The organism is Nocardia sp. NBC_00511, assembly GCF_045161165.1.
Lineage (GTDB): Bacteria > Actinomycetota > Actinomycetes > Mycobacteriales > Mycobacteriaceae > Nocardia.
This window is the reverse complement of record NZ_CP107849.1, coordinates 112,643-133,329: the sequence shown is the minus strand read 5'-3', so window position 1 is coordinate 133,329 and position 20,687 is coordinate 112,643. Positions and strand designations below refer to the sequence as shown.

The 20,687-nt window shown below is 68.0% G+C and carries 21 protein-coding genes; 11 read left to right on the top strand and 10 right to left on the bottom strand.

Annotation, left to right across the window (positions count from 1 at the left end):
* Positions 1 to 67 precede the first annotated feature (67 nt).
* Positions 68 to 1,687, top strand: a complete 1,620-nt coding sequence (locus OG300_RS00665) for an AMP-binding protein (RefSeq protein ID WP_405491012.1) — start codon at positions 68 to 70, stop codon at positions 1,685 to 1,687.
* 226 nt (positions 1,688 to 1,913) lie between these two features.
* Here the strand turns inward: OG300_RS00665 and OG300_RS00660 are convergent, their stop codons facing one another.
* The 4 genes from OG300_RS00660 to OG300_RS00645 are packed head-to-tail and all read right to left on the bottom strand — an operon-like array spanning position 1,914 to position 5,995.
* A complete protein-coding gene (locus OG300_RS00660) occupies positions 1,914 to 2,729 on the bottom strand; it encodes an SDR family NAD(P)-dependent oxidoreductase (RefSeq protein ID WP_405491010.1) in 816 nt (271 codons plus the stop codon).
* Positions 2,730 to 2,739: 10 nt separating this feature from the next.
* Positions 2,740 to 3,471, bottom strand: coding sequence for a glucose 1-dehydrogenase (locus tag OG300_RS00655; RefSeq protein WP_405491008.1), 732 nt, complete (start codon positions 3,469 to 3,471; stop codon positions 2,740 to 2,742).
* Between the two features lies 1 nt (position 3,472).
* A complete protein-coding gene (gene kstD / locus OG300_RS00650; protein ID WP_405491006.1) occupies positions 3,473 to 5,227 on the bottom strand; it encodes a 3-oxosteroid 1-dehydrogenase in 1,755 nt (584 codons plus the stop codon).
* A 12-nt stretch (positions 5,228 to 5,239) separates the two neighbouring features.
* The gene (locus OG300_RS00645) at positions 5,240 to 5,995 is read right to left on the bottom strand and encodes a glucose 1-dehydrogenase (protein ID WP_405491004.1); all 756 of its coding nucleotides are present in this window, start codon (positions 5,993 to 5,995) and stop codon (positions 5,240 to 5,242) included.
* Between the two features lie 174 nt (positions 5,996 to 6,169).
* On the opposite strand from OG300_RS00645, the gene OG300_RS00640 reads away from it, so the two are divergent.
* The 4 genes from OG300_RS00640 to OG300_RS00625 all read left to right on the top strand — a co-directional run bounded on the left by OG300_RS00640 (position 6,170) and on the right by OG300_RS00625 (position 9,647).
* Positions 6,170 to 7,351 carry an LLM class flavin-dependent oxidoreductase gene (locus OG300_RS00640; RefSeq protein ID WP_405491002.1) on the top strand — a complete coding sequence of 394 codons (1,182 nt, stop codon included), beginning with the start codon at positions 6,170 to 6,172 and terminating at the stop codon, positions 7,349 to 7,351.
* Entirely contained in the window at positions 7,344 to 8,096 is a 753-nt protein-coding gene (locus OG300_RS00635; RefSeq protein ID WP_405491000.1) for an SDR family NAD(P)-dependent oxidoreductase, read from the top strand. The genes OG300_RS00640 and OG300_RS00635 overlap by 8 nt, the downstream gene beginning before the upstream one ends.
* Positions 8,097 to 8,124: 28 nt before the next feature.
* The gene (locus OG300_RS00630) at positions 8,125 to 9,084 is read left to right on the top strand and encodes an alpha/beta hydrolase (RefSeq protein ID WP_405490998.1); all 960 of its coding nucleotides are present in this window, start codon (positions 8,125 to 8,127) and stop codon (positions 9,082 to 9,084) included.
* 125 nt (positions 9,085 to 9,209) lie between these two features.
* Complete coding sequence (locus OG300_RS00625) at positions 9,210 to 9,647, top strand: DUF4189 domain-containing protein (protein WP_405490996.1); 438 nt, start codon at positions 9,210 to 9,212, stop codon at positions 9,645 to 9,647.
* 74 nt (positions 9,648 to 9,721) lie between these two features.
* Here the strand turns inward: OG300_RS00625 and OG300_RS00620 are convergent, their stop codons facing one another.
* From OG300_RS00620 to OG300_RS00610, 3 genes are all read right to left on the bottom strand, one after another.
* On the bottom strand, positions 9,722 to 10,090 hold the full coding sequence (locus tag OG300_RS00620) for a DUF5313 family protein (RefSeq protein ID WP_405490994.1): 369 nt from the start codon (positions 10,088 to 10,090) through the stop codon (positions 9,722 to 9,724).
* Positions 10,087 to 10,578, bottom strand: a complete 492-nt coding sequence (locus OG300_RS00615) for a MarR family winged helix-turn-helix transcriptional regulator (protein WP_405490992.1) — start codon at positions 10,576 to 10,578, stop codon at positions 10,087 to 10,089. Before OG300_RS00615 ends, OG300_RS00620 begins: the two co-directional genes overlap by 4 nt.
* A 98-nt stretch (positions 10,579 to 10,676) precedes the next feature.
* Entirely contained in the window at positions 10,677 to 11,105 is a 429-nt protein-coding gene (locus OG300_RS00610) for a nuclear transport factor 2 family protein (RefSeq protein ID WP_405490990.1), read from the bottom strand.
* 84 nt (positions 11,106 to 11,189) lie between these two features.
* On the opposite strand from OG300_RS00610, the gene OG300_RS00605 reads away from it, so the two are divergent.
* From OG300_RS00605 to OG300_RS00595, 3 genes are all read left to right on the top strand, one after another.
* On the top strand, positions 11,190 to 11,744 hold the full coding sequence (locus OG300_RS00605; RefSeq protein WP_405490988.1) for a TetR/AcrR family transcriptional regulator: 555 nt from the start codon (positions 11,190 to 11,192) through the stop codon (positions 11,742 to 11,744).
* 223 nt (positions 11,745 to 11,967) lie between these two features.
* Positions 11,968 to 13,191, top strand: a complete 1,224-nt coding sequence (locus tag OG300_RS00600) for a transporter substrate-binding domain-containing protein (RefSeq protein WP_405490986.1) — start codon at positions 11,968 to 11,970, stop codon at positions 13,189 to 13,191.
* Between the two features lie 80 nt (positions 13,192 to 13,271).
* Complete coding sequence (locus tag OG300_RS00595; RefSeq protein WP_405490984.1) at positions 13,272 to 14,495, top strand: RtcB family protein; 1,224 nt, start codon at positions 13,272 to 13,274, stop codon at positions 14,493 to 14,495.
* A gap of 5 nt (positions 14,496 to 14,500) precedes the next feature.
* Here OG300_RS00595 and OG300_RS00590 read toward each other — a convergent pair whose 3' ends face one another.
* Together OG300_RS00590 and OG300_RS00585 are read right to left on the bottom strand one after the other, a co-directional pair.
* Positions 14,501 to 14,986, bottom strand: a complete 486-nt coding sequence (locus OG300_RS00590) for a hypothetical protein (RefSeq protein ID WP_405490982.1) — start codon at positions 14,984 to 14,986, stop codon at positions 14,501 to 14,503.
* A 119-nt stretch (positions 14,987 to 15,105) separates the two neighbouring features.
* The gene (locus OG300_RS00585) at positions 15,106 to 15,852 is read right to left on the bottom strand and encodes an MBL fold metallo-hydrolase (protein ID WP_405490981.1); all 747 of its coding nucleotides are present in this window, start codon (positions 15,850 to 15,852) and stop codon (positions 15,106 to 15,108) included.
* A 70-nt stretch (positions 15,853 to 15,922) separates the two neighbouring features.
* On the opposite strand from OG300_RS00585, the gene OG300_RS00580 reads away from it, so the two are divergent.
* The gene (locus tag OG300_RS00580; RefSeq protein WP_405490979.1) at positions 15,923 to 16,534 is read left to right on the top strand and encodes a TetR/AcrR family transcriptional regulator; all 612 of its coding nucleotides are present in this window, start codon (positions 15,923 to 15,925) and stop codon (positions 16,532 to 16,534) included.
* A gap of 31 nt (positions 16,535 to 16,565) precedes the next feature.
* On the opposite strand, the gene OG300_RS00575 is transcribed toward OG300_RS00580, so the two are convergent.
* Positions 16,566 to 17,759, bottom strand: a complete 1,194-nt coding sequence (locus OG300_RS00575) for an amidohydrolase family protein (protein ID WP_405490977.1) — start codon at positions 17,757 to 17,759, stop codon at positions 16,566 to 16,568.
* A 176-nt stretch (positions 17,760 to 17,935) separates the two neighbouring features.
* Here OG300_RS00575 and OG300_RS00570 point away from each other — a divergent pair, with 176 nt between their 5' ends.
* Both OG300_RS00570 and OG300_RS00565 read left to right on the top strand, forming a co-directional pair.
* Entirely contained in the window at positions 17,936 to 18,304 is a 369-nt protein-coding gene (locus OG300_RS00570) for a hemophore-related protein (protein ID WP_405490975.1), read from the top strand.
* Positions 18,305 to 18,444: 140 nt separating this feature from the next.
* On the top strand, positions 18,445 to 20,589 hold the full coding sequence (locus OG300_RS00565; RefSeq protein ID WP_405490973.1) for a RecQ family ATP-dependent DNA helicase: 2,145 nt from the start codon (positions 18,445 to 18,447) through the stop codon (positions 20,587 to 20,589).
* Positions 20,590 to 20,687 lie beyond the last annotated feature (98 nt).

Sequence of the window (20,687 nt, the reverse complement as noted above, 5' to 3'; positions counted from 1 at the left end):
GGCCGGTCACTGGGATGGCACGGTCGAAATGTGCTTCGGAACAGGCTCGGTGGGGCAGGATGGGCGGATGGATCGGCGGCACTCGGTGGCCACGGGCGGCACTGCGGCGGGCGGGCCGGTAACCACCATTCCGGCGTTGGTGGCCGACCGGGCTCGGCGATATCCGGACGCGTTGGCGGTGGCCGGACCGGGCGGACGACTCACCTACGCCGAGCTCGCCGAGGAGGTGGCGGCGGCCACCCGGGCGGCCATGGCCTCGGGTATCGAGGTCGGCGACCGGATCGGGATGTGGGCGCCCAACAGCGTGCGCTGGATCGTGACCGCGCTCGGAATGCTCGGCGCGGGAGCCACTCTGGTGCCGATCAGCACCCGGCTGCGCGGCGCGGAGACCGCGGACGCGCTGGCTCGCAGCCGCGTCAGAGCCGTGTGCACGGTGCAGGATTTCCTGGGCGTCGACTATCCGGGGATGCTGGGCGAATTCGGCGGCGCGCTACCGGATCTCGAACATCTGATTCTGCTCGACGACGCGCGCGGAGAAGGCTCGCCGCACTGGGACACCAGCTCGTGGGCGGGATTCCTGGCCCCCGGCACCGTGATCGCGCCGCAGAGCGCCTACGAGCGGATGGCCGAGGTGAAACCCGATGCCGTCTGCGACATCCTGTTCACCTCCGGCACCACCGGTGCGCCCAAGGGGGTGCTGGCCACGCATCAGCAGACCCTGGAGGTGTTCTCGCTGTGGGCCGACGCCGTGACACTGCGGCCCCGCGACCGGTATCTGCTGGTCAACCCGTTCTCGCATACCTTCGGATACAAGGCGGGCATCCTGGCCTGCCTGCTGCGCACCGCCACCATGATCCCGATGGAACGCTTCGACACGGTGCGGGCATTGCAGCTGGTGGAGGCCGAACGGGTCACCGTACTGGCCGGTCCCCCAACGCTTTTCAGTGACCTGCTGGCCGCCGACCACGGCGATTACATTCTCGGCTCGCTGCGGCTGGCGGGCACCGGCGGCGCACCCGTCCCGGCCGAATTGGTGAAACGCATCCGCGACGAGCTTCGGGTCCCGCACGTGTTCACCGCCTACGGACTGACCGAATCGGTCGGCGTGGTATCGGTCTGCCCGCCCGACGCGCCAGCCGAACTCATCGCGGACACGGTCGGAAAACCGTTGTCCGGCACCGAGGTCCGCATCGTCGACCTCGAGGGCAAACCGGTCGAGCCGGGTGCGACCGGCGAGATCACCGTGAAAGGCCCGAACGTCATGTTCGGCTACCTCGACGACCCGCAAGCCACCGTCGAAGCCATCGACGCGGACGGCTACCTGCGCACCGGCGACATCGGCAGCCTCGCCGAGGACGGCTACCTGCGCATCACCGACCGGCTCAAGGACATGTTCATCGTCGGCGGCTTCAACGCCTACCCGGCCGAAATCGAACGAATCCTGCTGCAACACCCCGACATCCGCGATGTGGCCGTCATCGGCGTCCCCGACGACCGGCTGGGCGAGGTGGCCCGCGCGGTGATCGTCCCCACCGACGGCAGCACCCCCGACCCGGCCGACATCATCGCCTGGGCGCGTACCCACCTCGCGACCTACAAGGTCCCGCGTGACGTGGTCGTCACCGACGCGCTCCCCCGCAACACCGGCGGCAAGATCCTCAAACACCTGCTCCGCGACCGAAATTGACCATCACGTAGCCGACGAACAACGGCAGCCCCGCACCCGAGGGCGCGAGGCTGCCGTCCGCCCGAGCTGCGCGGTGCCCGGACACGAATACGGTTCTACCGCAGCCCACTCCGGCATCGACAGCAGAAATCCACTGACTGGTGGGTAATCAACGTCGGAGCCCCACCTACCCTCGGTCCGTGCCCGGTGCGGAACGCACCGGGCACGGGAGCTCCCGAGAGCTGGGTTAAATCTCTTTGCGCATCTGCGCGGTCAGGGGCTTCATGTAGCCGCTGCCGAGCACGCGGCGCATGATGTTCATGGCCTTGGCGTCCTTGCCGATCAGGATGAGCGGCTTGTTCTTCCGGATGCCGTCGACGATGGTCTTGGCGCAGTCCTCGGGGCTGGTCTGGGCCAGGCGGTCGAAGTTGGCGGCCAGGTCGTCGCGGTCGCGGGTGGCGGCAGCGCGGGCCTTCCAGGCGATCTCGGTCTTGATCATGCCGGGGTGGACGCTGGAGACGCCCACGTTGTATCCGGCGATGATCATTTCCTGGCGCAGCGCGTCGGTCAGCGCGTGCATGGCGTACTTCGAGGAGCTGTAGCCCGCCTGGCTGGGGCAGGCCACCAGGCCGAACATGCTGGAGACGTTCGCGAAATGCCCGTCACCGGAGGCGATCACGTGCGGCAGGAACGCCTTCACGCCGTGCATGGTGCCCCAGAAGTTGATTCCGAAGATCCACTCCAGGTCCTCCCAGGAGACTTCCTCGATATTGGCGGTCAGCGAGACACCGGCATTGTTGATGACGATATTGACCTTGCCGAAATCCGCGGCCACCTCGTCGGCGTGCGCGTAGACGGCGGCGCGATCGGTCACGTCCAGCTTGTAGGCGCGGGCCTTGGCGCCGACCTTCTCGCACAGCGCCGCGGTCTCGGCGACATTGTCGAAATTGCGCCCGGACAGCGCCAACTGAGCGCCGTTGCGTGCCAGCTCCAGGGCCACGGCCCTGCCGATGCCCGCTCCCGCGCCGGTGATGACGGCGACTTTGCCGCGGAAGTCCTTCATGGGTTTTTCCTTACTGAGAGGTGAAGCCGCCGTCGGCGACGAATTCCGAACCGGTGCTGTAGGAGGAGTCATCGGAGAGCAGGAACAGCACCAGGTTGGCGAGTTCCTCGGGCCGGGCCGGGCGGGCGATCGGCTGATTGGCGGCGATGTTCGCCGACCGCGCCGACGCCGACACCATCTCGGTGGCCACGATGCCGGGATGCACGGAGTTGACGCGGACGTTGTCGACCGCGAATTCCTGTGCGGCCGTTTTGGTCATGCCGCGCACCGCCCACTTGGAGGCCACGTACCCCAGGATGTTGGAGTAGCCGATCAGGCCGCCGGTGGAGGAGATATTCACGATCGAACCGACGCCGGCGCGGCGCATGGAGCCGATCACGGCCTTCATGCCGAGGAACACCCCGACCTGGTTGACGTCGATCACCTTGCGGTAGTCGGCTTCCGAGAGCTTCTCGATGCCGTCGACGTGCACGATGCCCGCGTTGTTGACCAGACCGGAGACCGGCCCGAAGACCGCCTCGGTGCGGGCGACGACGTCGTTCCACGCCGCCTCGTCGGTCACGTCGAGCGGGAGAAACATTGCGGCGTCACCGATTTCGGCGGCCAGGGCCTGTCCGGCGTCGCTCAGCACATCGGTGATGACCACCTTCGCGCCCTCGGCGGCCAGCTTGCGGGCGAAGGCCGCGCCCATGCCACGCGCACCGCCGGTGACGATGACGACCTTGGAATCAACGCGTCCCATGTCAGTTCTCCTGTGCGGCAGAGACTTTGCGGGCATTGCGCTTGACCGGGGCGGCCGCGACGGCCTCCGGCTCGGCGTCCGATCGGGCCTCCGGCTCCGCGTCCAGCTCGGCGAGATGGTTGGCGGCGATGAAACCGAACACCATGGCGGGTCCGATGGTCGCACCGGCACCGGCGTAGTCGTTGCCCATCACCGCGGCGGAGTTGTTGCCCGCCGAGTAGAGGCCGGGGATGACCGCGCCCTGCTCGTTGAGCACGCGGGCGTGCTCGTCGGTGACCAGGCCGCCCTTGGTGCCCAGGTCGCCCGGCACCATCTCGACCGCGTAGAACGGGCCGCGCTCGAGCGGGGCCAGGGTCGGGTTGGGCTTGACGGTGGGGTCGCCGTAGTAGCGGTCGTAGGCGGAGTCGCCGCGCAGGAAGTCCTCGTCGCGACCCTTGCGGGCGAAGCCGTTGAAGCGCTCGACGGTGGCAGCCAGCTTGTCGGCGGGGACGCCCAGCTTCTCGGCCAGCTCGGCAAGAGTGTTCGCCTGCTTGATGATTCCGGCGTCGAAGTACTTCTGGGGCAGCGGCCGCTTGGGGAAGTTGCCCAGGAACAGGTACCGGTCGCGGAAGTTCTGGTCGAAGATGAAGTGCGCGGGAATGCTGCCCGGCACCTTCTTCTCCTCTTGGTACATGGTGTGCACGACGTTCACGTAGGGCGCGGATTCGTTGACGAAGCGCTCACCGGCGGCGTTGACCACGATCGCGCCGGGCTGCGAACGCTCGGCCAGCATGAAGAACGGCGGGCCGTCGGGGTTGCGCACGGACGGGCCCCACCAGGCGTCGTCCATGAGATCGACTGCGGCACCGGCATGCTGGCCCGCGACGATGCCCTCGCCGACGTTCTCGGTCGCGCCGACGGTCCAACCGGTGTTCTGCGGGCCGTCGATGTACTGCTCACGCATCTCGAGGTTGTGCTCGAAACCGCCCGCGGCCAGCACCACACCGCGCCGGGCCTTGATGGTGACCGGGCGGCCCTCGTGCTCGGCGCGAATGCCGACGACGGCGCCGTTCTCGACGATCAGCTCGGTGAGCGGGGTGTTGAGCCACACCGGCACGCCCGCCTCGCGCAGCGACAGCCACAGTCGGGCGGCCAGCGCCTTGCCCAGACTCAGCGGCAGCGCGCCCTTGACCAGGTTCAGCGCGGTCTTCGCGCCGACCTTCATGGCGGTCTTCTTGCCGTTCCAGGTGCGCGCGATCATGTTCAGGTCGTGGAAGTCCTTGACCGTGATGGCGATGCCCTTGGGTGCGGACATGGTCGGCTGGTTGATCTTGTGCAGATCGCCGCCGAGCAGTCGGCCGTCGATCGGCTTGGGCTCGATGCTGCGGCCCTGCGCCAGCCCGCCCGGATACTCCGGGTGGTAGTCGGAATAGCCGCGGTCGTAGGCGAACTCCCAGTACTTGGAGCGGGCGCCGATGTAGCGGAACATCTCCGGGCCCTGATCCAAGAACGCGCGCTGCTTGGCCTCCGGAACCCGGTCGCCGACAACGGCTTTCAGGTAGGTGCGGGCCATCTCGGGGCTGTCGGGGACGCCCTCGGCCTGCAGCACCGGGTTGTTGGGCACCCAGATGCCGCCGCCGGAGCGCGCGGTGGAACCGCCGAACAGGCGGCTCTTCTCGATGAGGGTGACCGACAGGCCACGGTAGGCGGCGGTCAGCGCGGCGGTCATGCCCGCCGCACCGGAACCCACGACAACGACGTCGAATTCGAATTCCATGTAATCGATTCCTTAATAGCCGCAGCTGGTCAACATGCCGCCGTCGACGACGAATTCGCCGCCCGTGCAATAGCTCGAGGCGTCCGAGGCCAGGAACAACGCCACCTCGGAGACCTCGACCGGCTGACCCCAGCGCGGAATGGGCAGTTCGGAGAAGAAGGTGTTGCCGTCCACCCCGGACGCGCCCGCCACGGACGCGGTCATGGGGGTGGCGATACCGCCGGGATGAATCGAGTTCACCCGGATACCCGAGTGACCCAGCTCCCGCGCGGCCGACTTGGTGAGCCCGCGCAACGCGAATTTGCTTGCGCTGTAGGCGGATAGACCGGATGCACCCACGAAGCCCTCGACCGAGGAGACGTTCACGATGGACCCGCCACCGGCGGTGGTGAGCGCGGGCGCGGCCGTCTTGATGCCGAGGAAGGCACCGGTCACGTTGATGTTCATGATGGTGTTGAACTCGTCCAGGCTCATCTCCAGGATGCGCTTGAACCGCAGAATGCCCGCGTTGTTGACCAGTACGTCCAGCTTGCCGAACCGGGTGGCGGCCGCGGAAACCGCCGCCTGCCAATCGCTTTCGCTGGTGACGTCGTGATGCAAGTAGTGCGCGGCATCGCCGATCTCGGCCGCCAGGGCCTTGCCCTCGTCGTCGAGCACGTCACCGAAGACCACCCGCGCGCCCTCGGCCACGAACCGGCGCACATGCTCCGCGCCCATGCCCCGAGCGCCACCGGTGACCAGTGCCACCTTCCCGTCCAGCTGTCCCACCGATTCCCGTCCTTCCTCAGCGTGTCAACCGACGCTAAGTCCGTATGCGGAATACCGGCACGGTGTGGTCCCGACCACTGAGACAACCGAATGACCTGAGGCTATGGGTGCAGAAGTATTCCGGTTAGGCATAAACGCCCGGACGGGCGCGAACCATGGCGGCAAGGAGCCGGAGTGAAGTTCTCGATGATCTTCGAGGCGCAGATGGCCGACCCCACCGCCGCCCACGAAGCCCAGGTGCTGCGCGACTGCGTCGAGCAGGCGGTGCTCGCCGATCAGGTCGGGTTCGACACCGTGTGGGCCGTCGAACACCACGGGCTCAAGTGGTACGCGCACATGAGCGCACCGGAGATCTTCCTGACCTGGGTGGCCGCGCAGACCTCGCGAATTCGCATCGGGCACGGCGTGGTGTGCATGCCGTTCAACTTCAACCATCCGGTGCGGGCGGCCGAACGCGCCGCCATGCTCGACGTGCTGTCGGGCGGACGGTTGAACCTGGGCGCGGGACGGGGCGCGACCGCCGTCGAAACCTCCATGTGCGGCGTCGATCCCGAGCGCACACAGCAGGAGGTGGAGGAATCGCTGCGGATGATCGCCGCGGCCTGGCAGGACCCGGACGGCGAATTCGAGTACCACGGTGAGCTGCTCGATATCGGGCCGCATCATCTGCTGCCGCGACCAGTGCAGCGACCGCATCCGCCGCTGTTCATGGCGTGCACCAGGAAGGACACGCTGCGGCAGGCGGCCGAGTACGGAATCGGTGCTCTGGTACTGGGTTTCGCGGGGATCGAGGAGATCGCCGAGTTGCGGCGCATCTACGACGAGGCCATCGCGGCCCGCACCGGGGAACGGTTCGTGTCCACCGTCGTCAACGATCATTTCGCGGCACTGTGCCCGACCATCGTCCTCGACGATCGCGAGCGGGCCCGGCGGATCGGGGCGCGCGGGCAGCGGTTCTTCGCGCAGTCCATCAAGTACTACTACGGCGCGGGACCGGTGCCCGACGAAGCCGTGGACCCGGCCGCCGACGAAATGGCGAGAATGCGGGAAGCCGCCGACGAACACGTCGCCTACCTGCACGAAGCCAAGATTCCGGTGAAGACCGGGGCCACCGCCATCTTCAATACCGAGCACGCCTACGGCACCGCCGAGGACGCCATCGCCTACGTCGAGCGACTGGCCGCCGCCGGGGCCGACGAGATCCTGTGCCTGATCCAGATGGGCACGGTGCCGCAGGAAGCGTGCCTGGAAACCATTCGGCAGTGGGGCGAGAAGGTCATCCCCCACTTCCGTGACAGCCGACCATCGCGAGAACCAGTAGTGCCGAACGAAAGAGAAGGAAGTCGAAATGGCTGATCTGACAGGCAAAGTCGCCCTGATCACCGGGGCCGCGCGCGGCCAGGGCGCGGCCGAGGCCCGACTGTTCGTCGAGCAGGGCGCGCAGGTGGTCATCACCGACGTGCTCGAGACCGAGGGCAAGGAGCTCGCCGAATCCCTCGGCGACGCCGCCACTTTCGTGCGCCACGACGTCACCGACGCCGACAGCTGGGAGGCCGCGGTCAACGCCGCCGTCACCACCTTCGGCAAGCTGGACGTGCTGGTCAACAATGCCGCCATCTACATCATGAAGCCGCTGATCGAGACGAGTGCCGATGAGCTGGAACGGATTCTGAAGGTCAACCTGGTCGGCGCGTTCCACGGCATCAAGGCCGTACTGCCCGCCATGACCGCGGCCGGTGGCGGGTCCATCGTCAATATCTCCTCGCAGGCCGGGCTCGAGGGTCTGATGAACCACGCCGCCTACGGGTCCTCCAAGTGGGGGCTGCGCGGGCTGTCCAAGATCGCCGCACTGGAGCTGGGCCCCAGCCAGATTCGCGTCAACTCGGTACACCCCGGACCCATCGCCACCCCGATGGTCCCGTACCTGACCACCGGCCCGGGCAGCTTCCCGACCCTGCCGCTGGAGCGCTCCGGACTGCCCGAGGAAGTGGCCGAACTCGTCGCCTTCCTCGCCTCCGACGCCGCCGCCTACATCACCGGCGCGGAAGTGACCGTCGACGGCGGTCTGGCCGCGGGCAAGTTCATTCCGCGCGGCATGTAACCACCACACCACCACCCGAGGAACCGCGATGACCCTCTCCCCCGAATGGCGAACCTTCACCGACGCGGCCAGCGCCGCCTTCCCCGCCCTCGGCACCGAGGTGCTCGACGCCGCGGACGCGCGGGCCTTCCTGGCCGCGCGCTCCGCGCCTCCGGTGGAGCCGATACCGGTTGCGGGAGTGGAGGACTGGCTGGTACAGGGACCGGAGGACGCGCCCGAGGTGCCGGTCCGGATCTACCGGCCGCTCGACGCGGAAGCGGTTCCCGGCGTGGTGGTCTTCTATCACGGTGGCGGATTCGTGCTGTGCGGCTTGGACTCTCACGATCGCTTCTGCCGGACCATGGCCAACGCGGCCGGGGTCATCGTGGTGTCGGTCGACTATCGCCGCGCGCCGGACACCCGGTTTCCCGGTGCGGCGCAGGACGCCTACGCGGTGCTGCGCTGGGTCGCCGACCATGCCGAATCGCTCGGCGGCGACCCGGACCGGATCGCGGTGGCCGGGGACAGCGCGGGCGGCAACCTCGCCACCGTCGCGGCGATCACCGCGCGCGACAACGGCGGACCCGACCTGATCTTCCAGCTGCTCATGTATCCGATGCTGGACCCGGCCTGCGACAGCCGTTCCTACACCGACAACGCCGACGGGTATTTCACCACCGCCTCGCACATGCGCTGGTACTGGCAGCAGTACCTCGGCAGCGACGCCGAGAAGTCCGACCCGTACGCGAATCCGATGATCGCCGACCTCACGGGACTGCCGCCCGCCCACATCGCCACCGCCGAATTCGATCCGCTGCGCGACGAAGGCGAGACCTACGGACGGTTGCTGCACGATGCCGGTGTCGAGACCGAGATCCAGCGGTGGAACGGCACCATTCACGGCTTCATGACCATGGCCTTCCACCTGCCGGAAACCCAGCGCGCCAACGCCACCGCCTTCGCGGCGTTGCGGCGGGCGCTGAGCCGCGCACCGTCCGAGGCGCGCTGAGATCCGAGAGCTGTTGCGAGCGAACGCGGGTGACGGACGGCGTTGCCGAGAATTCTCAGTCCGTTCGCAGTGTCACCGATTAGCATCACGTACGTTTCGTCCGTATTGAAGCGTCAGGAAAACTCTTGTCGGTTGCACGCATGCTCACCTCGGCGACGGGCACGGCCGCCCTCACCGCGGCCCTCTCCGTCTCCGGCGCACTAATCGCCGCCGGAACCGCCGAGGCGGCCCCGCAGTACTACGGCACCCTCGCACTGTCGCGACTGAAGAACAGCGCGGTCGCGAATACCGACAGCAGCAAGGTCGGAGCCGACGCCGCCGCAATCCGCGACTGCGCCAACTACGACTGTGAGATCGTGCTGCGTTTCGCGGACGGCTGCGGAGCGATCGCCCAGGGGGCGGACGGCAAGTGGGGCTGGGCCGCGGGAGCGAGTCTGCAAGAGGCGCAACAGAATGCCATCGCCGGACTGGGGCAGAGCGCGCCGCCGTTCCCCGACCTCGGCAGCGCCACCGCCCGCGATGCCGCCGTCATCGCTTCGGCCTGCACGCCGAACGTTCAGTAGCGATATCTTTCGACGACAATGCCCGTAAACCGCTCCGGGAGAAGCGATTCACGGGCATCGATCCGTGTTCATGGTCAGTGCGGGTAGCGAGCCTCGTAGGCGGCGCGTTCCGCCGCGCGGCGTGAGGCCCGGGCCGGGTTCTCCAAATCCGCTGGGAGACCGTGCTTGCGGAGCCGGTGCTCACGATTCATCGGCATGTAGGCGACGATGTAGAACAGGGCGAGCAGCAGGCCGAGCAGGATCACGGCCAGGCGCAGCCAGAGTTCACCCGGCAGCAGCAGGGCCAGCGCGAAGATCGGGAGCATCGGCACCAGCTGGCGCACGATGTGGCGCGGGACCGCCCAGGTTCCGGTGAGGTCGTTGCGGACCCAGTCACGCAGGTCCTCGGGCATGGTCTGCCCCAGCGTGTAGCCGAGCCATTGAACAGGGTTGGGGCGCTTCATGTCCGGAGTCCCTTCTGCGGTTCCGCCGAGGCGGCTTCGGCCAAGACCGACCGGCGGGCCGCGGTATTGACCCGGCCCAGCACATCGCGCAGCTCCTCGAGATCCGCGAGGCTCACCCCGAGCCGCGACACCACGGCGGGCGGAATCTTCTCCGCCTCGGTACGCAGTTCCCGGCCGGCCGGGGTGAGATCCACGATCAGGTTGCGCTCGTTGTGCGGATCGCGGCGGCGGGTGATGAGGCCCGCCGCCTCGAGCCGCTTGAGCAGCGGCGACAGCGTCGGCGAATCGAGTTGGATGGCCTCGCCGATGTCCTTGACCGACATCGGCGCCTCACCCCACAGCGCCAGCATCACCAGATACTGCGGGTGAGTCAGACCCATCGGCTCGAGCAGCGGGCGGTAGACCGCCAGCACCGCACGGTTGGCCACCGCCAGCGCGAAGCACACCTGCCGATCCAGCCGCAACGGGTCTTCGACCTCCGACTCCACCGGTCCGCCTCCTCGTTCGTCTTGGTTAGGACAACAATAGTTCGTGCACTAACTGTTAGTCGACGATTCGGCGAGTAATCGGGGTCACACCCCCGGGATCAGCCCTGCTGCGCGAGCTGGGCCAGACCGAGGACTCGGGCGGTGTCCATGTAGTCGCGGAACAGGCTGACCAGGCCGTCTTGCACATGAATCACGTTGACAGAGGTGCGAATCCGGGCCCGCTCGCCACCCGGGCGGGTCAGCTCGACATCGACCTCGGTGATCAGCACCTGCGGATCGAGGGTCTCGTGCACGGTGGCGTCGATGTCGTGCACCACGACACCGGACTGACCCGACCAACGACTCGCGAGGTATTCGCGGATCTGCTCCCGGCCTTCGAGCCGGACCGGCTGACCGGGGATGACGAACGGCATCTCGAAGACGGCATCGGGGGCGAGGAGCGCGACGAACGCGTCGGCATCCCGCGCGGGCAGCGCCGCAAATAGTTGTTCGACCAGTTCACGTGGGGTTCTGACGGTAGTGGACACAATGCCTCCAAAAACGGAACGTAGGACCCGCTTAGTATTCGGGGCGCGCGCCCCGGTTGTCAATGGGTGGGTAAGCTGGGCACCGTGAGCGATCGACCCCTGCGCGCCGACGCCCGCCGCAATCGCGAGCGGGTACTGGCCGCCGCCCAGGAAGCCTTTGCCGCCGAAGGCATCTCGGTACCCCTGGACGAGATCGCGCGGCGAGCGGGCGTCGGGGCGGGCACCGTGTACCGCCACTTCCCCACCAAGGAAGCGCTTTTCGAGGCCGCCATCCTGGATCAGGTCGCCAGGGTCGCCGCACGCGCCGAGGAACTCGCCACCGCCGAGGACCCGGGCCCCGCCTTCTTCGAATACCTGGAGATGCTGGTGCTGCAAGGCGGAGTCAAGCGCGACCTGGCCGACGCCCTCCGATCACAGGGCACCGACTACACCAGGACCGTCTCGCAGTCGCTGAGAATCGCTCTCGGGGAACTGCTTTCACGCGCCCAGCAGGCCGGCGCGGTCCGGCCCGGGATCAGCATCGACGACCTGCTGACCATCATCAAGGGATTCTTCAGCGCCGTGCACGAAGCCGGGGACGATCCGGGGCTGAGGGAACGCACCTTCGCCGTCATCTCCGACGGACTGCGCGCCCGCTGACCCACGCAATCCCCGCGAAACGATCGCTGAAATATTGCGGAATTAACTGAAACGCGTACGAATCGCCCGTGCACTTCGAGAATCTACGCACTATCCGTGCACCCGGATGATTTGATGCCACCATGTGCTGAACAGTTGCCCATCGGGCACCTCGGCCCGAGCCTGTTCTTCGGAGTTCTTCCATTCGTTTTCCATTCGAGTTGACGACAGGAGATCGGATTCGATGAAGCGTGCTATCCGCGCCGTCGCCCTATTGGCTGGCCTCACCTTGACCGCCTGCGGCAGCACCCCCGAACCCGGCGCCGCGCCGCAGCCTCCACCACCGCGAACACTCACCATCGGCATCAAATTCGACCAGCCCGGACTGTCCGTCAAGGGAACCGACGGCAAACCCGCCGGATTCGATGTCGACACCGCCGTCTATATCGCCGGAAAACTCGGCGTCACCCCCGACCACATCACCTGGCGTGAAGCCCGCTCCGAACAGCGCGAAGACCTGTTGAACTCCGGTGCGGTCGATTTCATCGTCGCGTCCTACTCCATCACCGCCGCCCGTCAGCAACTCGTCTCCTTCGCCGGGCCCTACCTGATGGCCGGACAGGACCTGCTGGTACGGCAGAGCGAACGCGCCATCGACCGGCCCGAGGACCTCGACGGCCGAACCGTCTGCAGCGCAGCGGGATCCACCTCCGCCGACAAGATCCGGCGCAGCTTCGCGGGCAACGTCAAACTCACCACCCGCGACACCTACACCCAGTGCGTGGGCGACCTCATCGCCGGCACCGTCGACGCCGTCACCACCGACGACGTCATCCTCGCCGGATTCGCCCACGAGCACCCCGGCATGCTGCGCCTGGTCGGACACCGCTTCACCCGCGAGCGCTACGGCGTCGGCGTCCACAAGGGCGACCTCGAACTGCAGAACCGCATCACCTCGGTGATCCGCATGATGATCGACGACGGCAGCTGGCGGCGCGCGCTCGACGCCGACCTCACCGCCAGCGGCTACCAGCCGCTGCCCGCACCCGTCGTGTTCAACGCACCCGACCAGGCCGTCGCCCCCGGCGACCCCACCACCCTCGACCCGGACCTGGTCAACGTCACCACCGCCGTGGCCGCCACCTCCAATGCCCGTGACTGGGAAGGCTTCCGGTCCCTGGTGTGCCCGGAAACCGCGGACACCATCGACGAAATCGTTTTCCAATACACGCCGCAGTACGACAAATCCCTCGGCGCGGAAATACGGAGCGCGGGCTACACCAATACCGTCACCGGGGTCACCCAGACCAACCCCAACTCGGCCACCTTCGCCTTCCACGAAGCCTTCACCAATGTGCCCGAGAAATACCGCAGCTATTTCAAGGACATCGACTACACCGGGACCATGGTGCGCCGCAACGGCTCCTGGAAACTCTGCGGGTTGGCCGCCGACTTCGTCGAACCGTGAGGCCGGCTCCCGAATAATGCGGTGCGCCGAGACGGGCGGTGCACCTACGGTGGACGGCAATCGAAAGAAAGGACAGTCCAATGTTTCCCGTCGAGCTGCGCGGCACTCGCGCGCAGACGCTCATGTGGGCCCACGAGCACGAGGTCGAACCGGCCGCACTGCAGCAGCTGCGCAATATCGCGCAACTGGAATGGGTGCACGGCGTACGGGTGATGCCGGACGTGCACCTGGGCAAGGGCGCGACCGTCGGATCGGTGATCGCCATGCGCGACGCCGTCGCCCCGGCGGCCGTCGGCGTCGACATCGGGTGCGGAATGGAGGCGGTGCGGACTTCGCTGACCGCCTCCGATCTGCCCGACAGCCTGGTATCGCTGCGTTCGCGCATCGAGGCGGCGGTGCCGGTCGGGTTCGCGGCGCACGACGACCCGGTCAACGTCAACCGGCTGAACGCGGAGATCTCCGGTCAGCGGGCCGCGGGCACCACGCTGCGGGCGGGGTGGGAGCGGTTCTGGAAGGCGTTCGATTCGCTGGATCCGGCGGTGCATTCGCGAGAGTCCAAGGCGCACAAGCAGATGGGGTCGCTGGGGTCCGGCAACCATTTTGTGGAATTGTGCATCGACACCGAACAGCACGTTTGGATCCTCCTGCACTCCGGGAGCCGCAATATCGGCAAGGAACTCGCCGAGCGGCACATGGCGGTGGCGCGGACGTTGTCGCACAACCAGGATCTCGTTGATCGCGACCTGGCCGTATTCCTGTCCGGAACACCGGAAATGGCGGCCTACCGACGCGACCTGACCTGGGCGCAGGAGTACGCTGCCCGCAACCGGGCCGTCATGCTCGCCCTGGTGTGCAAGGCCGTGCGCACCGAATTCGACGGTGTGGCCGTCGAATTCGACAAGCCGATCTCCTGCCACCACAACTACGTGGCAGAGGAGCTCATCGACGGGGTGCCCATGCTGGTCACCCGCAAGGGTGCCGTGCGGGCGGGCAAGGGCGAGCTGGCGCTGATCCCGGGCTCCATGGGAACCCGGTCGTATGTGGTGCGCGGCAAGGGAAATCCCGACTCGTTCCAGTCCGCGTCACACGGCGCGGGACGGCGGATGAGCCGCAACGCGGCCAAGCGGCAGTTCACCGTCGCCGACCTGGTGGCGCAGACCGAGGGCGTGGAGTCCCGCAAGGACGCCGGGGTGATCGACGAGATCCCGGCGGCCTACAAGGACATCGACCAGGTCATCGCCGCCCAGGGCAACCTGGTCGACGTGGTCGCGACACTGCGACAGGTGCTCTGTGTGAAGGGCTGAAGGGGTCAGCGGCGGCGGAAGGTCGCCGCTGCCCCCGAGCCGATCAGCAGGATTCCCACGATGAGCGGGAATCCTGTTTGCAGCCACTGGAACAGCGCGACGTGCATGTCATCCGACATGCCCGGGAGATCGCCGATCAGGCGGAAGGTGTCGTTCGGGAAGATGATGTGGATCAGCCCGGGTAGCACCCCCCACACCAGACCGGCGATGATCGTGCCCGGCGGCGAATAGGCCGCCAGCGCCGCCACCACCAGGAACAGGGCCGCGGCCACGATGATCTGCAAGGTCGAGCCGAGCCGATCCGACAGGTCCCCGAGAATCACCCACTGCCGATTGTTCGCGGCCCCGCGCGCGGCGAAGGCGATACCGATCGGGGTCAGGATCAACCCCACCAGCGCCCCGATCACCGTCCGCGAGACCCCACCACCCGTATTGCGAAATTGCGCCCCCGGCGGAGACCACCCCGCGGGCGACGGAAACTTCTCCGGCATCCAGTTCTCCCTGCCCAGCCCCCGGACGCCCTTCGTGCCCGGAACCTCATTGTCCGCCCGGGCACCCGTTTCCGCGCGATCTTGACCCCACCGCAATCCAGTCGCCGCCTACCGCCTCCCTACAGCGCAAATGTTTGTCCTGTTGGGAGGATTTGCACCGTTGACTGCGGGGCGAGATCGGCTGCGGCAGCACGGAAATGCTCCGCACCCGCACGATCCCCCTTGGTGATGACGCGGTCGCCGAGCGGGCCACTGGAGAACGCGTAGTGGATGGGCACCGCCACCCGCGGCCGCAGCACCCGGGTGAGGTCGGCGGCCTCGGTGGCATCCATCACCACCTGCTTGTTGAGCACCGGGCGGATGCGCAGGCCGTTGACCGGCAGCAGCGCCAGGTCCAAATCCGGGTAGCGCCGGGCGATTTCGTCGAGCTCGGCGATGCGCAGGGTGTCCGCGCCGAAGAACACCGTGTGGCCGTCGGCACGCAGCACGAAGGTCACCTCCGGGATGCCGTGGCTGGCGGGGGTCGCGGTGACCTCGACCGGCCCGAGGCGGGTGCTCTGCCACGGCGCGAGTTCGACGACCTGGGTGAAACCGGCGGCGCGCACCCGTTTCGCCAGGCCCGGCACCACCGCGAACGGCACCGATTTGTCGGGGTAGGCGATCAGGGCGTCGAGGTCGCAGTGGTCGTAATGACCGTGGCTGATGACGATTCCGGCGAGCTCGGGCAGCTCGGCGGCGGTCGCGAAGGCGCGCGGCTCGCCCTGGCGGTAGAAGCGGGTTTCCGACAGCCACGGGTCGGTGAGGATCTTGGCGCCGCCGAAATCGAGCAGGACGCTGGCATGGACGACACGGGTCACGGTGAGCATGGCGATTCCTTAACAAGACAGCCGTCTACTTACGAATGTCAGTAGACGCCCGTCTTGTTATGCTGTCAAGGTGAACCAGCCGACCGCCCGTAACCGCAACCGCCGCGGCGAGGGCGCGAAACTCCGCGACGAACTCGTCACTGCCGCAAGCACACTGCTCGAGGACCTCGACAATCAGGAGGCGCTGTCACTGCGGGCCGTCGCCCGAGCGGCAGGCATCGCACCGCAGAGCGTGTACCTGCACTTCGCCGATCGCCGGGCACTGCTCACCGCCGTGTACCAGGTGCGCTTCGGTGAACTGCGCGACGCACTGATCGCCGCCCGCGACGGGGTTTCCGAAGATGCTGCGGCACAGCGGCTCTCGGCCGTCATCCGGTCCTACATCGACTATGGGATCGACCATCCCGGCTATTACCGGGTGCTGTTCGGGACCGCTGGAACGCCCGGCTGGGAGCCGACCGAAGGTCAGCTGCCCGGCCTGCCCACGCTGCAATTGCTGGTCGACGCACTGGCCGATGCGGGCAATGCCCGGCCCGACCTCGCCGCTCAAACCCTGTGGGCCGGAATGCACGGACTCATCACGCTGCGTCAGGATCGGCCGAGTTTTCCCTGGCTGCCCCTCGAGGATCTGGTCGGCGCGCTGGTCGCCGCCCATCTCCCCTCGGGGCCGTCGCGAGGGTGAAAGATTGTGCACGCGTGTGGGATTCGCGCTGCTAGAGGAGGGAGACCTGACGAACGTCGGCCACGGGGATCCGGGCATCCTCCGACTGGTCGGCGAGCGCGGCGAGATCGTGCAGGTGCCCGTCCGTCATCACCAGCACGGGCGCGGCCAGTACGTCCAGGCACTGAGTCGGGTTGCCGCGCACCGCGATCAGGTCGGCGTGCTTGCCGACCTCGAGCGTGCCGGTGAGATGCCCGACACCGAGCGCCTGTGCGGCCTGCCGCGTCGCGGATTCGAGAATGCGGGCCGGAGTCAGGCCGAGCTCGGTCCACGCGGCCAGGGCGTCCGCGAAACGGCCGTGGGCGATCCGGTGACCGTCGGCATTCGTACCCGGCAGCAGCGGCACCCCCGCCTCGGCCATTCGGCGCAGGTGGGCCTGGCGCTGCCGCCACGGCAGCCGGTTGCCGGTATGGCGCGAGTGATGACTGATGGTGGGGCACACCGGAATACCGCGTGCGGCGAGCGCCCGCACCAGGCCGGGATCGAGCTCGAAACCGCCGGAGGTCAGCCAGGTGCAGTGCTCGATGCTGTCCACCCCGGCTTCGACCGCCTGCCGGATTCCCACGCTGCCGTGCGCGTGCGCGGCCACCGGCAGCTCGCGATCGTGCGCGGCGTGCACGATGGCGGTCAGTCGGTCGTCGGTGAAATGCAATTCGTAGGGCGAACATTCGCCGCCGTCGGTGAGACTTCCGGTGACCTGCACGGAGATCCAGGTGGCACCGCGACGGTGATTCTCGTCGATCAGGTACTCGACGTCGTCGAGAGTGGCGATCTCGCCGTGGGTTCGGCCGTGCCCGCGGTCCCCGGTGAGCAGGGTGCCGGAGCTCAGCACGCGCGGGCCGGGACCGGAGGCGGCGGGGCCGGGCGCGCCGAAGTCGCGCACGGTCGCCACGCCGCCGCGCACCAGTGCGTCACATGCAGTGGGGTTCGCGGCGAGCACAGCGCGGCGCGGGGTCAGTTGGACATGCGCATCGATCAGCGCGGGCAGCACCGTCGCATCGGACAGGACCAGTCGCTCGATGGTGGGGTCGGAAAAATTCGCCGGTAGGTCGCCGGTATCCCCCACCCAGGCGATCGAGGGACCGTCGACGACGACGCTGCCGGGTGAACACGCGCGGCCGGTGCCCGTGAGCACCCGGGCCGCGTCGATGATTCGCTGCACCACGGGCGGATCTCCCTTCTCCACAGCACGACAATCGCGCTGCCACCGGAAGGTTCGTACCCCTGCCACTTCCGGTTTGGTTGCGGAAAATTCGCCGAAGACCAAGCCAACCGCTCGGCAGCTTCGATATAACTACTAGCCGGTCCGTTCCGGGACCGGTCGTCAACACCTGACACAGTCACTAGAAAGGCCGGTTTCCTATGAGGTTGATCAGTACGCGGTCCGCCATCGCGATCGCCGGATTCGCCGTCGCCGCGGCATTTTCCGGCACGGGCGCGGCCACGGCCGACCCGATGAGCGATCTCGAGCCGCTGCTGAACTCGAGCTGCTCGTTCACCCAGATCGATGCCGCTCTGCACGCGGTCTCCCCCGAGACCGCCGCACAGCTCGATGCCGCACCGGCACAGAAGACCGCCATCCAGACCGCCTACGAGCAGCCGGGCGACCAGCGTCGCACCGCGTTCCAGACGCTGATCTCCCAGCAGCAGCAGATGGGCGTCGCCGCCGCGACCAACGCGGACTTCGGGCCCAAGCTGAGCCAGGTCGTCGACACCTGCAGCCAGTACTGAGTGTTTCGGGCAGGCGAGTGCGGTGCGCGGTCGCCATCGCACTCGCCTGCCCGGTCCCATGCCCGGTCAGCGGCACGCGCCGCGAATCAGGGGGTGCGAACCTGCGGTGCGGGGCGGCGGTGTCGGTCCGGTGAGGCACCATGGAGCGCGTGACCTCGACCGACTCCTCGAACCAGCCCGACTCCGGTAGCCCCGCCGAGCTGCCACCGTCCGGCGGCACGCTGCGGGACGACGCGGAACGGCTGCTGCGCGAACTGGCCGGGCCGCAGGCGAAGCTGCGTGAGGATCAGTGGGTGGCCATCGAGGCTCTCGTGGTGCAGCGGCGGCGGGCGCTGGTCGTGCAGCGCACCGGGTGGGGCAAGTCGGCGGTGTACTTCATCTCCGCGAAGCTGCTGCGGGCACAGGGGCGCGGGCCGACGGTCATCATCTCGCCGCTGCTGGCGCTGATGCGCAACCAGGTCGCCGCGGCCGAACGCGCGGGAGTCGTTGCGGCGACCATCAATTCGGGCAATGTCACCGAATGGGACGAAATTCATGCACAGGTCGCGGGCGGGGACGTCGACGTCCTGCTGGTGAGCCCGGAACGGTTGAACAACCCGGACTTCCGGGATTCCGTGCTGCCGAAGCTGGCGGCCGACGCCGGACTCGTGGTGATCGACGAGGCACACTGCGTCTCCGACTGGGGACACGACTTCCGGCCCGACTATCGCCGCATCCGCACGCTCATCGCCGATCTCGGCTCCGAGGTGCCGGTGCTGGCCACCACCGCCACCGCCAACGACCGGGTCGTCACCGACGTCGCCACCCAGATCGGCACCGACACACTGGTTTTGCGCGGCAGCCTGGACCGGGAGTCACTGCACCTGTCGGTGGTGCGCATCCCCGACGCGGTCGCGCGCACCGCGTGGCTGAGCAAAAAGCTGGGCGAACTGCCCGGCTCGGGCATCGTCTACGCGCTCACCGTCGCGGCCGCCCACGACCTCGCCGACGTGCTGAACTCACACGGTCACCACGTCGCCGCCTACACCGGGCAGACCGACCCCACCGAACGCGAGGCGCTCGAGGTGGCGCTGCTGAACAACGAGGTGAAGGCGCTCATCGCCACCTCCGCGCTCGGAATGGGTTTCGACAAGCCGGATCTCGGGTTCGTGGTGCACCTCGGCGCGCCCTCCTCACCCATCTCCTACTACCAGCAGGTCGGTCGTGCCGGTCGCGGTACCGAACGCGCCGAGGTGGTGCTGCTGCCCGGGCCGGAGGACCGCCGCATCTGGAGTTACTTCGCGTCGGTGGCCTTCCCGCGCGAGCACATCGTGCGCTCGGTGCTGGCCGCGCTCGACCCGAACCGCGCACTGTCCACCGCGGCCCTCGAACCGCTGGTGGAGCTCAACCGATCCCGGCTCGAAATGGTGCTGAAGGTGCTCGACGTGGACGGCGCGGTGCGCCGGGTACGCGGCGGCTGGATCGGCACCGGACAGCCCTGGGCCTACGACACCGAACGCTACGAACGGCTCGCCGCCGCCCGCGACGCCGAACAGCAGGCCATGATCGACTACGAGTCCACCACCGAGTGCCGAATGACGTTCCTGCGCAGCCAACTCGACGATCCCGGCCTGGTCGCCGGGGCGCGCTGCGGACGCTGCGACAACTGCACCGGCACCCGCCAGGACACCACCGTCGACGACGCCGACCTCACCGCCATCCGAGCCCGCCTCGACCGCCCCGGCATCGATCTCGCACCCCGTAAGCAGTGGCCGACCGGCCTGGCCAAACTCGGAATCTCGTTGTCCGGCAAGATCACCGGCGGCGCGTCGACCGGCCGCGTGCTGGGCCGCCTCAGCGACCTGGGCTGGGGTCAGCGGCTGCGCCCGCTGCTCGACGGCCCCGACGCACCCGTCCCCGACGAGATCTTCCGCGCCTGCACCATCGTGCTGCGCGAATGGAATTGGGACCAGCGGCCCACCGCGGTGCTGGCCCTGGAATCCGGCAATCGGCCGCTGCTCACCCGCTCCCTGGCGGCCCGGCTCGCCGAAGTCGGCCGCCTGCAGGACCTCGGCACCATGCACCTGCGCCCCGACCTGCCGCCCGTCTCCGCCGCCAACTCCGCCCACCGGGTGGCAGCACTCGACAATGCCTGGGAGACACCGGATCTCGGCTCAGTCACCGGCCCGATCCTACTGGTCGACACCCTCACCGACACCGGCTGGACCTTCACCATGGCCGCCCGCACCCTGCGCGCGGCGGGCGCGGCGGCCGTCCTACCCTTCGCCCTGGCCACCCCGAGCTGAATCGATAAAGCGCTCAACGGCTTTCGGGCCTCCCGAGCTCTCGACAAAACCGGCAGCCCAGGCTGGGGCACAGTCGAAGTCGCGAACCCGCACGAGAC

What these genes read in the sequence shown, in the direction of transcription:
- OG300_RS00585 (WP_405490981.1), bottom strand. Translation starts at nt 15,852, where the DNA reads ATGCTCACCGTGACCCGTGTCGTCCATGCCAGCGTCCTGCTCGATTTC.
- kstD (WP_405491006.1), bottom strand. Translation starts at nt 5,227, where the DNA reads ATGGAATTCGAATTCGACGTCGTTGTCGTGGGTTCCGGTGCGGCGGGC.
- OG300_RS00590 (WP_405490982.1), bottom strand. Translation starts at nt 14,986, where the DNA reads ATGCCGGAGAAGTTTCCGTCGCCCGCGGGGTGGTCTCCGCCGGGGGCG.
- OG300_RS00565 (WP_405490973.1), top strand. Translation starts at nt 18,445, where the DNA reads ATGGAGCGCGTGACCTCGACCGACTCCTCGAACCAGCCCGACTCCGGT.
- OG300_RS00655 (WP_405491008.1), bottom strand. Translation starts at nt 3,471, where the DNA reads ATGGGACGCGTTGATTCCAAGGTCGTCATCGTCACCGGCGGTGCGCGT.
- OG300_RS00665 (WP_405491012.1), top strand. Translation starts at nt 68, where the DNA reads ATGGATCGGCGGCACTCGGTGGCCACGGGCGGCACTGCGGCGGGCGGG.
- OG300_RS00620 (WP_405490994.1), bottom strand. Translation starts at nt 10,090, where the DNA reads ATGAAGCGCCCCAACCCTGTTCAATGGCTCGGCTACACGCTGGGGCAG.
- OG300_RS00660 (WP_405491010.1), bottom strand. Translation starts at nt 2,729, where the DNA reads ATGAAGGACTTCCGCGGCAAAGTCGCCGTCATCACCGGCGCGGGAGCG.
- OG300_RS00595 (WP_405490984.1), top strand. Translation starts at nt 13,272, where the DNA reads ATGTTTCCCGTCGAGCTGCGCGGCACTCGCGCGCAGACGCTCATGTGG.
- OG300_RS00630 (WP_405490998.1), top strand. Translation starts at nt 8,125, where the DNA reads ATGACCCTCTCCCCCGAATGGCGAACCTTCACCGACGCGGCCAGCGCC.
- OG300_RS00600 (WP_405490986.1), top strand. Translation starts at nt 11,968, where the DNA reads ATGAAGCGTGCTATCCGCGCCGTCGCCCTATTGGCTGGCCTCACCTTG.
- OG300_RS00635 (WP_405491000.1), top strand. Translation starts at nt 7,344, where the DNA reads ATGGCTGATCTGACAGGCAAAGTCGCCCTGATCACCGGGGCCGCGCGC.
- OG300_RS00570 (WP_405490975.1), top strand. Translation starts at nt 17,936, where the DNA reads ATGAGGTTGATCAGTACGCGGTCCGCCATCGCGATCGCCGGATTCGCC.